Raw genomic sequence first — 11,099 nt, forward strand, 5'->3', positions numbered from 1 at the left:
ATACCAATCGGATTAAACATTAGGTCAGTTTTATCCAATCTCGGCTACAAAGTGACATCACCCGCTCCACATCGGCAATAAAGTGCTTCCAGGCCGATGTGCAGGCATCAAGGATGTCGTCGTAATCCTTGAAGCTGCGATTAGCCAACACATGCTGACGAAGCCAGCTCCATACCTGTTCAATGGGATTGAGTTCGGGAGAATAGGGAGGGAGCTTGATCAGGCTGAGATTGGGGAAGTCATCCGCACATTCCATGGTATGCCATCCGGCGCCGTCCATGATCACCACCGCATGACGACCCGGCTTTGTTCGTGCTGCAATCAGTGCCAAGTGCTGCTTCATCACCTCCCGGTTTACCAGAGGACTGAGCAAGGCTTCCGTTGTCCCGGTTGCAGGGCAGACGGCACCGAAGAGATAGACGTACTCGAATTGTTGTTGCTGAATAGCTCGGGGGCGACTGCCACGCCTGGCCCACAGTCGGGTAGTCGTATTTTGTTGACCAAACCGGGCTTCGTCCTGAAACCAGACATCGACATTGGCAAGCGCAACATGACCCGGGATGTTAAGGATCGTTTCCAGCTGGAAGTTTTTTAAAAGCTTCCTGCACCTGCCCATCCTGCTTCGGATGTCGTGAGCGACTGGTTATCCAGGAAAACCCCAGCTCTCTGAGGAGGCGGTAGACATTGGAGAGTTCATAGGCCACACCAAACTCTCGTTCGATATACGTTTGAATATCAGTACCTTGCAGTCGTCCCCCGATGGCCAGCCGGCTTTGTTGGTCGATATATTCGCTAAGCTGGGATAGCTGTTCGGCGCCGAGCTTGGCGGGTCGGCCTGGTGGACGGACACTATCCAGCCCCGCCACGCCGTGTAGCAAGAAGTTGCTCACCCATTTGTTGACACTTGTGCGGCTGACTTTGAGAAAGCGGGCAATGTCAGTTCTGGAATGACCTTCTTGAAAGTGTGCTAACGCCAGGAATCGCATGCGTTTCCTGGCGTTGGTTTCTGCCTTGGCGAGGGCCAAGAAATCGATTAGATCGGACATACTGAGTACAGTGAAACCAGAATAGAGCAATTAGATCACATCTTTAATCTGATTGGTATGACTCAGGGAGTGATAGCCTGGGCCGCAAAGCGCGCCAGAATGGGGTTGTGGTCAGAGGCATCGGTAGCAGGTGAACTCACCTCCACCAGATCCAGATTGCGATAGTAGAGGTGATCCAGAGGCCGGCCAAAGGCGGTGCGACGCAGATCAGGTACAGGTATGGCCTCCTGCAGGCCAAGCTCGCCCACCAGCTTGTTCAACCAGAACGCGCGCTTGTCGCTCCAGGTGTTGAAATCGCCACCCAGGATGACCGGCCCCTGGTGGCGATGGATCAACGCAGTCAGATCGTTGAGCTGCTCGCGAAAGGTCGCCATGCCCAGCTCGAAATTGACCGCATGGAGATTCACCACCAGCACGCCGTCAGGATCCCCTTGCAAGGGATAGAGACTGACCAGACCTGACTTGGGGATGCGCAGCAGGGGTTCGGGGGAACGGACGCCACAGACAAACGCCTGCGGCGTTTTCGCCACCGTCATCACGCCAAAGGAGACACCTCCCTGGGTGAAGGCCTGCAACTGCTGCCACTGGAAATCGCCTCTCTTCAGCCAGTCCAGCATCTCGGGCCGGGTCGCCGACTCTTGCAGCAGCACCAGATCCTGGGACTTGGCATACTCATCCAGCCCTTCCCGCCAGTTCTTGCGTTGTCCCTTGTAGAGGTTCCAGACGGTGATGCCAAATTCCCTCGGCAAGGCCGTGGAGGCGAGCGCCACCAGAGGTGGTCTGTCACAGCTTGCGCCAGGTATGATACCTGCCGCAGTCACCAGATGATCTTGATCCGGTACCTCGAAGCAACCGACCAGCCCCAACGTCAGCAGGGACGTTCCCAGAATCCGATAACTATTTTTCATTGGCTAACAATCACCTGCCTCTGCAAGACGACATGGCCCTCACACAGGCCACGGTCGCCGACTAGTCTCATTATTCGTGTCCGGCCCGACTCATCCAGAAGGAATTCAACGATGGCGAGACAGCACCAGTACCGCGTGACATTTTACGATCAACAGGGAACCTGTCATCAAGTGGAGCTTTCCACCGTCTATCAAATCAGGCGGGATCCCCAATGTGATCTCTGTCTGTTCGACACCCGGCAGTGCGTGGGGTCGGAAGAGATGCTGGAGCGCATGATACGGCAAAAAACCGGGCTTGAGCAGGAAATATCCATCATCAATGCCCGGCTCATCTGAGCAGACTCAGACCGGGACGGGGCGGGATTTGCCCTGATCGTCGATGGCCACATAGGTGAAGACGCCCTCGGTCACGCAGTACCGCTGGGCTTCGTTCTCCCGCAATACCGGCTTGACCCAGACCTCCAGCTTGAGTCGCATGGAGCTGCGACCAATCTTGAGGCAGCGACCGTAACAGCACACCACGTCACCCACCTTGACCGGGCTGTGGAAGGTCATCCCCTCCACCGAGACGGTACAGATGCGCCCTTTTGCCAGCTCCTTGGCCATGATGCCCCCACCTATATCCATCTGGGACATGATCCACCCGCCGAAGATATCGCCATTGGGGTTGGTATCGGCTGGCATTGCCAGGGTTCTCAGCAACAGCTCCCCATCGGGGTGGCGCTTGGTCTCTTCCATCATTACCGCTCTCTTTATCATGGATGGCGGCATGATAGGGGGCGATCCCCCCCTTGGCAAACCTCAATTGTCCCGGAGCGCGCGCCGTATCTGGTTTGCACGCCAGATGACCGACTCCGGGGCCCGGATGGCGACGACCCGTTCAGCCCTTCAAGGCCGCACCGTCCGCAAACCAGTGGGCCGGATCCGGCCAGCGATAGACGAAACCAAGCTGCTGGCAGATGCGCTGACCTTCGATGGGAGCAAACTCCCCCGCCGGCTCAACGAACTGCGGCGGCACCAGCCCGAGCAGGCGGCTCGCGAAGGGGTAGAGCTGCTCCCGGCGCGGGTGGACGGGGGCACTCAGATTGTAGGCATCCCCATCCTGCCCCCGGGCCAGCATCAGCTCACAGGCGGCTACCACGTCGTCCAGATGCACCAGGTTCACAGCCTGGCCTCCCCCGGCCAGCGTCTTGCCCGCCAGAAAACGGCCGGGGTGACGGTCAGGACCATAGAGTCCGGCCGGGCGCAAGATCATGGCGCAGTCAACATGCCCTTCCAGCACGGCAAGCTCGGCCGCCCGCATCCGCAAGCCTCTGTCATGGACTGGAGCGGGCGTATCCTCCTCCCCCTGTCCGGCCCCCCAGACCGAAGTCGCGCTGATAAACAGAACCCTCTGACCCCCCCCCTCCCTCGCCTGTCGACACAAGCTGGCCACGGACGCCGGGTAATCCCCGGTCTTGCTGGGGGGCACACAGATCACCAGGTCATGACAGCGAAAAGGCAGTGATCCCATGTCAGGGGTAAGCAACAGCGGCCAGGCGGCAATACCCTCCCCCCGCAGCCGTTCAGCCTTTTCGGCCGTACTGACCGTCACCGCGACAGATTGCCCCTGCTCTTGCAATGCCCTGGCCAGAGGCAACCCCAGCCAACCGGCGCCCACGATACCCGTCTGATACTCAAATTCGTTCGTCATACCCGGATCCTGACAAAAAAAAACGGCCATCCAATGATGACCGTCGAAAGTAACGAAGGAAATAGCCGGATTAACCGGTTACCTCCCACAGCGGGAAAATCGGGAGCGCACGCTCCTAATTCGTGGGCCTATCCTAGTGGCAGCGCGGTCAAAAAGCTTTGAAGCGGATCACAGTTGAAAAGGATTTCTGAAAGCGCTTTCACTGTTTTGCAAAAAAGTCGACCCGCACGGGGCCAACTTCATGACTCAGGCCACAGATTCCCGCCGTACCAGTTCGGCTTCGAATTTGAGCGCCAGCCCCTCTACCGGCTTGTGATCCAGCAGCCTCAGGGCCAGCTCAGCGGCCCGCTCTCCCATCTCCTCGATGGGGTAACGTACCGTGGTGAGCTTGGGATAGATGTATCGGGCATAGGGGATGTCATCAAAACCGACCACAGAGACCTGCTGGGGTATTTTGTAACCCCGCTCCAGCAGACAGGAGATGGCCCCCGCCACCATGGCATCGTTGAAACCCAGCACAGCGCTGAACTCGACGCCGCGCGCCAGCAGCTCGCTCATGGCCACATAGCCACCTTTTTCGTCGGCATAGGCACGGCCGATGAGGGCAGGATCCAGCTCGATACCTGCCCGTTGCAGGGCGAAGCGATAGCCGGCCATCCGCTGCTGACCATCCACAAACTCCTCGTCATCGGAGGTGACGAAGGCAATCTTGCGATGTCCCGCGTCCAGCAGATGCTGGCAAGCCGTGGTGATGCCGGCCTGGTTGTCCAGCCAGACGCAGCGATCCTCGCAGCCTGGCACCTGACGGTTGATGAAGACGATGGGGGTCGTGCCCGACGCCAGCTCGCTGAGCTCTTCGTCAGGCAGCGCCTTGCTGTGAAGGATAAGGGCATCACACTGGCGCTGCAGCAGCGCCTGGATGGCGTGCCGCTCACGGGTCGCGTCGTGGTTGCCGGACACCACGATGGTGAACTTGTTCGCCTTGTCGACCATGCTTTCGATGCCGCGCATCATCTGGGCGAAGAAGGGGCCGCCACACAGATCCCCCACCAGCACACCGATACAGTTGGAGCGCTTGCTCACCAGGGCCTGGGCGAAGCTGTTTGGACGAAAGCTGAGCTCCTTCATGGCCGCGAGGACAGCCTCGCGCTTCTCGGGCGCCACCTGCGCCGTGTTGTTGATCACTCGAGACACTGTCGAAATGGAGACATTCGCCAGCTGAGACACATCTTTGATCGTTGCCACTCTCGATTCCTTTGTTGGAAAAGCCTGTCAGTGATGATCGGGCATTGTATCGAACCTGACAGACCAAGACGCGGCGCCCGATCACCTGGCAGGTTTCCTTTTGTAACAAAGCTTAAGGGATGATAACCATTTTGGGGCAAGAATGGGAGGCCGCCGCCACAACGACTGCCCCCCGAACTCAATAGGCGTGATTCAGCTCGCGTTCCGACATAAAACGCAAAGGCTGCTGCAGCTTGTGTTGATAGATGAGATCGAAAGAGAGCACGTTCTGGACATAGTTGCGCGTCTCCCGATAGGGGATGCTCTCCACCCAGACATCCATCGGCTTGTTGTCGCTCTGCTCGCGCCAGCGCTTGACCCGGCCAGGACCCGCATTGTAAGCCGCCGCCGCAAGGATCCGGTTGCCGTCATACACATCCAGCAGGCGCTTGAGGTAGGCGCTGCCAAGACGAATGTTCATGGCCGGGTCGAACAGTTGCTGCTCGTTGCGATAGGGCACCCCAAGCTTGCCGGCCGTCTCTTTCGCGGTGGCAGGCATCAGCTGCATCAACCCCCTCGCCCCGACCGGTGACTGGGCCAGGGGATAGAGTGCGCTCTCCTGACGGGAGATGGCGTAGAGCAGACTGGTGTTCATGGTGCGCTCTTGTGCCATCTGGGAGAAGGTGCGCTTGAGGGGCAGCGGGAAGCGCAGGTCCAGCGCATCCCAGGCCTCGGCACGGATGCTGGAGAGGATCGCCAGCTCGTGCCAGCCCTGGTTGAGGGCGATGTGGCCAAACTCCAGGCGCTGGGCCACGCTGTTGCGATCCATGTTGTGGATCCACTCAGAGCGGGCCGCCGTGATCTCGTTCATCGCCAGCAGTTCACGCACCCGCAGCAGGAAGGGCCAACGGCGACTGGCACTTTGCCAGTCCGGCACCTTGTGCGCCACGCTCTGGTTCTTCATGCGATAGGGCACACCGGTGCGCTGGGCCGCCATGAAGCCGTAGAAGCCGCGCAGGTTCGCAGTCTCGAGATAGAGGTCCCGCGCCGGTTTCTGCCGCCCCTGTTTCTCCAGCGAGCGCGCCATCCAGTAACGCCAGCGATCCTCTTTTTGCAGCCCCATGGGCATCCTCTTGACCCAGCCTTCGAGGCCGCGCCAATCCTGCTCCCAGATGGCAAGACGGGCCCGCAGCTCCACCAGCTCCGGATCCTTGAGCCGCACCAGGGCCGTATCCAGCCAGGCACGCTGGTCAGAAGAGCGGTCCAACAACAGGCGGCGGGCGGCCGCCTTCTCCACCCGATTCACCTCGGCATGGTTCAGGCCGAAGCGACGGGTCATCTCCCCCAGCTGGCGCAGAACCGCGTCGGGCTCCTGGTTGGCGTAGCGGGCCAGCCCCAGGGAGAGCAGATGCCGTGACGGGGGCGCCGCCGTGAAGTTGGCCGGATTCATCGCCCGCACGGGTTGGTCATACAGGGCGATCATCTGATCGCCATACCCCTTCATGCCGCTGCCGAGCTGGGCCCCGAGGTGGCGAATGAGGTTGGGGTTCTGGGCCTCGAAAGCCAGGTTCATACGCTCCCAGATCTTCTCCTGAGTACGCAGACCCGCCTGCTGCCAGAGCTGGAACAGAGGATCGCAGGCATCGGGCCTGGATTGACCGCTCAACCAGAGCTTGCCTGCCTCCTGCAGGGCTTCACTCTGGTGCCCCGTGTAGTAGCGGGCCTGATAGTGCTGACAGAGCAGATCGGTGGAGCTTGGCTTGGCCGGATAGAAGCGCAGGAACTGGGACCACTGCTGGCTCTGGGCAAGATAGGTGAGATAGCTGCGCTCGAGCCGGTTGGACTGGGGGGTGTCCCCGTGCTGGCGGATGAAGCGGGTCACATCGTTGTAGTCTGCCGCCCCGGGACGGAACGCAAGCTGGTAGTAATCCAGATAGGGCAGCAGCGGATAGTGGATCAGGCGTGCCCGAAGCTGGCTGAATTTGACCTGATCATTGGCACGCACGGCCTCATGGGCCTGGCGATAGAGAGACTGCTCCATGGTTTGCGCAAAGGCGGGTGCCACTAGCCCTGGCACGCACAGCGCCGAAAAGATGATTCCCTGCACGGCTTTCACGAAAGGTATTCTCCCTTGAGAGGCATAACCACCGCCCGCTGGCGGTGGTGAGATACCTTCATTCTACCCGTTAAATATGGGCGCTACGCCACACTATTTTTATCGGTGCAGACGGGGCGATCACCGCGTACCTGGCGGCTGACATAGCGTTCAAGGTAGGGAACAGGGAGCGGCTTGGAGGCGAGGTATCCCTGGAAGAAATGGCAGCCCTGCGCCTGCAGAAACTCCAGTTGCTGGCGGGACTCCACCCCCTCCGCCGTCACGTTGAACCCCATGTGGCGGGCCATGGCGATCACGGCCTCGACGATGGCCATGTTGTCACCATCCTTGGGAATATCCTGGATGAAAGAGCGGTCGATCTTGAGTTCGTCAGCCGGCAGCCGCTTGAGGTAGCTCAGGGAAGAGTACCCCGCCCCGAAGTCGTCGATGGCAAAGCTGATGCCCAGGGTCTTGAGTTCCGCCATCTTGCTGATGGTGTCTTCCGCATGACCCAGCACCACCGACTCGGTGATCTCCAGGTTGAGGCAGGCGGGATCCATGCCGGTGGCCGCCAGCACATCGTGAATGCGATCGACGAAGTCGGGAGCATGGAACTGTTTGGCGCTCACGTTGACCGAGAGCTGAGGGACGTGGATCCCGTTCTCCTCCCAGGAGACGTACTGGGTACAGGCTTCGTGCAATACCCAGTTGCCGATGTCGACAATGAGATCCGTCTCCTCGGCAATGGGGATGAACTCGGCAGGCGACACCAGGGCACGCCCGGGGGGTTGCCAGCGGATCAGCGCCTCGACACCGATGATCTCCCCCCCCGCCACCATGTGCTGGGGCTGGTAGTGGAGAGTCAACTCCCCATTATCGAGGGCACTGCGCAGCTCGTTGTGAATGTGCAGACGCCGGTCGGCCTGCAACTGCATGGAGGCATCAAAGAAGCGCCGGGTCTTGCGGCCCGCCGATTTCGCCTGATACATCGCGGTGTCAGCCTGCTTGAGCAGATCCCCCGCCTCCTGCTCCCGACCGGGAAAGAGGGTGATGCCGACACTGGCGCCGATGTGCAGCACCTGGCCTCTGAAATCATAGGGGGCGGCGATCTCCCCGATGAGCCGCTCCGCGATGAGGTCGGCCTGCATCTCCGCCTGGGGAGGGCTGATGGAGAGCGCTGGCAGCAACAACACGAACTCGTCGCCGCCGAGACGGGCCAGACAATCCCCCTGGCGCACCAGCCGCTTGAGACGGCTGGCCACCTCCTTGAGCAGCCAGTCGCCGGTGGCGTGACCCAGGGAATCATTGATGGTCTTGAAGTGGTCGAGATCGATGAACAGCAGGGCCCCGATGAGGTGACTGCGATTTGCATCGGTGAACGCCTGGGTCAGGGTCTCGTGCAGCTGACGACGATTGGGCAGGCCGGTCAGCTCGTCATAGAAGGCGAGATCCTGAATGCGGCGCTCCGCCGCCTTGCGCTCGGAAATATCCTCGAAGAAGATGACATAGTGGCTGATCCCCCCCTTCTCATCCTGCACCGGCGTGACGATCTCCCACTGGGGATAGGCGTGACCGTCGGCGTGCAGGCGCAGGGTTTCCCCCTGCCAGCGATCCAGGGCGTTGAGCTCGTAACCCAGCCCTCCCAGCCCCGACCAGAGATCGTTGCCAAGGTGCAGACCAATCACCCCCTGGTTGTCAAAGCCGGTGATCTGGCTGAAGGCGTAATTGACCCGCAGGATCTTGAACTCGGGATCCGTGATGATGATCCCTTCGTGAGTTTCAAAGGCCACCGCAGACAGCCGCATCAGGGCATCGCTTTGCAGGCGCTCCAGCTCGGCCACCATACGCACCGAGAAGATGGTCAGGACAGAGTCCAGATCCGTGGTCCGGGTCTGGCTTGGGAACAGCAGGGCGAGATGGCCCAGGATCTGACCGTTGCGATCGAGCAGCGGCTGGGCGTAATAGTGCTGGCCCGGGGGCAGGTCGGGATACCCGGTCAGGGGTTCACTCACGGGGACCGCGCAGGAGGACCCCTGGCGATAGAGCTGCTGGCAGGGCATGTCACAGAGGGCATACTCCTTGACGTCGATGCCGTGGCTCGCCAGCACTCTCAGCCTGTCGAGACCAACCCGCTCCGTCAGCCAGACGGCAGTGGCTCCGAGGATATGGGCCAGCTCGTTGACCAGGGTCTGGCAAAAATCGAGCCCCGTCTTGGCGGAAAGCGCCTGCGCCAGCTTGGCCAGCAAGGGGGCCTGCAACATGGGAAGCGGCGGTGTCACGCCTGCGGGGGAGTTGGCGCGATCCATCTCGCGATGCATCATTTCGAGGGGGGCAAGCCAGCCACAACAGAGCCCCTGTGCAGGCACATACTGACCGTACCAGAGCGCATGGTGTACCTTGCCGTCCTCATCGTGCAGGTGACCGATGAACTGGCCAGGCTGACCGGAATCGTGGAGTCTTGCAAGAAAATCGGCGAAACCCGCTTCATCTTCCCGCTCAAGTTGGGTGGCCCAGGGGTGGGTTCCCTCCCCTGCCCAGGGTTCACAAGAGACATGATCAGACAGGCTCCATTGCCCATGCTGCCGATCATAAAACCACATCATCTGGGTGGCTTGCTGCTTCATCTACGACTCCAACCACTACAACCACGTTATCCACCCCGACTCCTGCAGAAAAGCATATCCGTTTGCGCGCATATCTCCACCGGCGCATGGCAATGATTTTGCGATGCGATGAGGCGATGTGGGTGGAGAAAATTCGAGACTATGCGGCAAAAACCAAACATCGGGTCGACACAAGGCGCTGCCGAGGGGGGACAGAAACGATCCTATTTGCTGATACTGCCTGCCTGTTTCACTGAGCTCAAGCGGTTTTTGGCATGAAACGGGAAAAGCTCACAATTTATGGACAGCGGGATTCCCAAGGGGATTTTTCGTGACACAGATCACATTTTGATTTGGCGACATGGGTAATCTGGAGGTGAAGACACAAGCAAGACGACCCGAAGGGGGCCATTATGAAAATCGAAATGACCAGTAAAATCATCGACATCACCCCAGCCATCCGCGAGCGCATTGAATCCCGTTTTGAAAAGCTCGAGCGTCTTCAGGTGCCTCTTATCACACCCCATGTGATCATCTCCAAAGAGCGTTTGATGTATATCGTCGAAGCCACTATCGGCATTCCCAACGGCAAACTGTTTGCGCAGGCAGAGCACGAGGATCTCTATGCTGCCATCACGGACCTGGGCCAGAAGCTGGAACGCCAGCTCAACCGTCACACGGAGAAACCCATCGCCCGTCGTGCCGCCGGCAAGGAAGTGCCCCAACCGGACGAAGCAGACGCCTGACAAGGTTCACCACTCATAAAGCAAAAGGCGGGTTATCCCGCCTTTTTGCATTCTACCGTGCCGTCACCCCAGCCAGCGCAGTCTGGCATCCACCCCTTGCGCAAGCTCATCGAGCAGCGGCAGCATCATCAGCGGAGCCTCCTCCCTGGGGTCAGCGCCCATAGGTCGGGCCTGCCAGCGCTCGCGACCCAGTGCCGAGAGGTTGTCGTACACCGCGGGATCCAGCGCGGGCGTTCGGCTCACCAGTGGCGGGGAGCGCAGCGCCAGCCAGAGTCTCACATCCGTCATGCACCCGCCTTGTTGCAGACGCTCGTTGAGGCTGGTGGCATCGATCTCTTCCACCCCGCCTTGCAGGGACGCCCGGGGCATCAGACCGAAACGGGAGCGCCAATCCAGCTCACCCGACGCAGGCTTGGGCGGGGCATCAAACCAGGGCTGCTCTTCCACCGCATCGGTCAGCAGCGCCAGGTGCAGCCTGAAGTCGGCACGGTCCCCCGCACGGAGATCCTGGTTGAGCCGTTGGCCCAACTGGGCCTCATCCACGAGCAAGCGGTCACGAATCGCACTGGGCAGCATGAGATAAATCTTGGAAATGAAGGTTTCATTGCTTATCGGCCATCAACCCGATCCTTTAAGCATTAAAAATCCCGGCAGAGGGGTTCACAAGCGCGACAGATCTGTTAGTATGCGCCTCGCACTTGGGGAGGGGTTCCCGAGCGGCCAAAGGGATCAGACTGTAAATCTGACGGCTCTGCCTTCGAAGGTTCGAATCCTTCTCCCTCCA

10 protein-coding genes and 1 tRNA gene are annotated in these 11,099 nt (G+C 60.0%); 3 read left to right on the forward strand and 8 right to left on the reverse strand.

The window, feature by feature from the left end; translation table 11 throughout:
• Nucleotides 1-19: 19 nt before the first annotated feature.
• Nucleotides 20-1,046 (reverse strand): IS630 family transposase gene (locus AB5Y64_RS05100; protein ID WP_279977311.1). Its coding sequence is split into 2 segments (ribosomal slippage): nt 20-586 and nt 588-1,046, totalling 1,026 coding nucleotides; the frame shifts between segments, so codons are not numbered across the junction.
• A gap of 62 nt (nt 1,047-1,108) precedes the next feature.
• Nucleotides 1,109-1,954: an endonuclease/exonuclease/phosphatase family protein gene (locus AB5Y64_RS05105; protein WP_029314263.1), complete on the reverse strand. Its 846-nt coding sequence runs from the start codon at nt 1,952-1,954 to the stop codon at nt 1,109-1,111.
• 111 nt (nt 1,955-2,065) lie between these two features.
• On the opposite strand from AB5Y64_RS05105, the gene AB5Y64_RS05110 reads away from it, so the two are divergent.
• Entirely contained in the window at nt 2,066-2,290 is a 225-nt protein-coding gene (locus AB5Y64_RS05110; RefSeq protein WP_010674132.1) for a hypothetical protein, read from the forward strand.
• 6 nt (nt 2,291-2,296) lie between these two features.
• Here the strand turns inward: AB5Y64_RS05110 and yciA are convergent, their stop codons facing one another.
• The 5 genes from yciA to AB5Y64_RS05135 form a co-directional block, all read right to left on the reverse strand.
• Nucleotides 2,297-2,695 (reverse strand): acyl-CoA thioester hydrolase YciA, encoded by a 399-nt coding sequence (gene yciA / locus AB5Y64_RS05115; protein ID WP_029314261.1) that lies wholly within the window; start codon nt 2,693-2,695, stop codon nt 2,297-2,299.
• Nucleotides 2,696-2,834: 139 nt separating this feature from the next.
• Nucleotides 2,835-3,647 carry an NAD-dependent epimerase/dehydratase family protein gene (locus AB5Y64_RS05120; protein ID WP_182954357.1) on the reverse strand — a complete coding sequence of 271 codons (813 nt, stop codon included), beginning with the start codon at nt 3,645-3,647 and terminating at the stop codon, nt 2,835-2,837.
• Between the two features lie 246 nt (nt 3,648-3,893).
• A complete protein-coding gene (locus tag AB5Y64_RS05125) occupies nt 3,894-4,892 on the reverse strand; it encodes a LacI family DNA-binding transcriptional regulator (RefSeq protein WP_039038828.1) in 999 nt (332 codons plus the stop codon).
• Nucleotides 4,893-5,070: 178 nt separating this feature from the next.
• Nucleotides 5,071-6,987, reverse strand: coding sequence for a transglycosylase SLT domain-containing protein (locus AB5Y64_RS05130; RefSeq protein ID WP_119196799.1), 1,917 nt, complete (start codon nt 6,985-6,987; stop codon nt 5,071-5,073).
• Nucleotides 6,988-7,070: 83 nt separating this feature from the next.
• Nucleotides 7,071-9,590 carry an EAL domain-containing protein gene (locus AB5Y64_RS05135; protein WP_368203407.1) on the reverse strand — a complete coding sequence of 840 codons (2,520 nt, stop codon included), beginning with the start codon at nt 9,588-9,590 and terminating at the stop codon, nt 7,071-7,073.
• 392 nt (nt 9,591-9,982) lie between these two features.
• On the opposite strand from AB5Y64_RS05135, the gene raiA reads away from it, so the two are divergent.
• Nucleotides 9,983-10,315, forward strand: coding sequence for a ribosome-associated translation inhibitor RaiA (raiA, locus tag AB5Y64_RS05140; protein ID WP_010674126.1), 333 nt, complete (start codon nt 9,983-9,985; stop codon nt 10,313-10,315).
• 63 nt (nt 10,316-10,378) lie between these two features.
• Here raiA and AB5Y64_RS05145 read toward each other — a convergent pair whose 3' ends face one another.
• On the reverse strand, nt 10,379-10,891 hold the full coding sequence (locus AB5Y64_RS05145) for a VC2046/SO_2500 family protein (RefSeq protein ID WP_219596773.1): 513 nt from the start codon (nt 10,889-10,891) through the stop codon (nt 10,379-10,381).
• Between the two features lie 126 nt (nt 10,892-11,017).
• On the opposite strand from AB5Y64_RS05145, the gene AB5Y64_RS05150 reads away from it, so the two are divergent.
• A tRNA-Tyr gene (locus AB5Y64_RS05150) sits at nt 11,018-11,099 on the forward strand.

The sequence above is a fragment of the Aeromonas sp. R5-1 genome (genome assembly GCF_040908265.1).
GTDB lineage: Bacteria > Pseudomonadota > Gammaproteobacteria > Enterobacterales > Aeromonadaceae > Aeromonas > Aeromonas caviae.

Excerpts from the sequence above, each read along its gene's own strand:
- yciA (WP_029314261.1), bottom strand. The coding sequence starts at position 2,695 with ATGATGGAAGAGACCAAGCGCCACCCCGATGGGGAGCTGTTGCTGAGA.
- AB5Y64_RS05105 (WP_029314263.1), bottom strand. The coding sequence starts at position 1,954 with ATGAAAAATAGTTATCGGATTCTGGGAACGTCCCTGCTGACGTTGGGG.
- AB5Y64_RS05145 (WP_219596773.1), bottom strand. The coding sequence starts at position 10,891 with ATGCTGCCCAGTGCGATTCGTGACCGCTTGCTCGTGGATGAGGCCCAG.
- raiA (WP_010674126.1), top strand. The coding sequence starts at position 9,983 with ATGAAAATCGAAATGACCAGTAAAATCATCGACATCACCCCAGCCATC.
- AB5Y64_RS05110 (WP_010674132.1), top strand. The coding sequence starts at position 2,066 with ATGGCGAGACAGCACCAGTACCGCGTGACATTTTACGATCAACAGGGA.
- AB5Y64_RS05120 (WP_182954357.1), bottom strand. The coding sequence starts at position 3,647 with ATGACGAACGAATTTGAGTATCAGACGGGTATCGTGGGCGCCGGTTGG.
- AB5Y64_RS05135 (WP_368203407.1), bottom strand. The coding sequence starts at position 9,590 with ATGAAGCAGCAAGCCACCCAGATGATGTGGTTTTATGATCGGCAGCAT.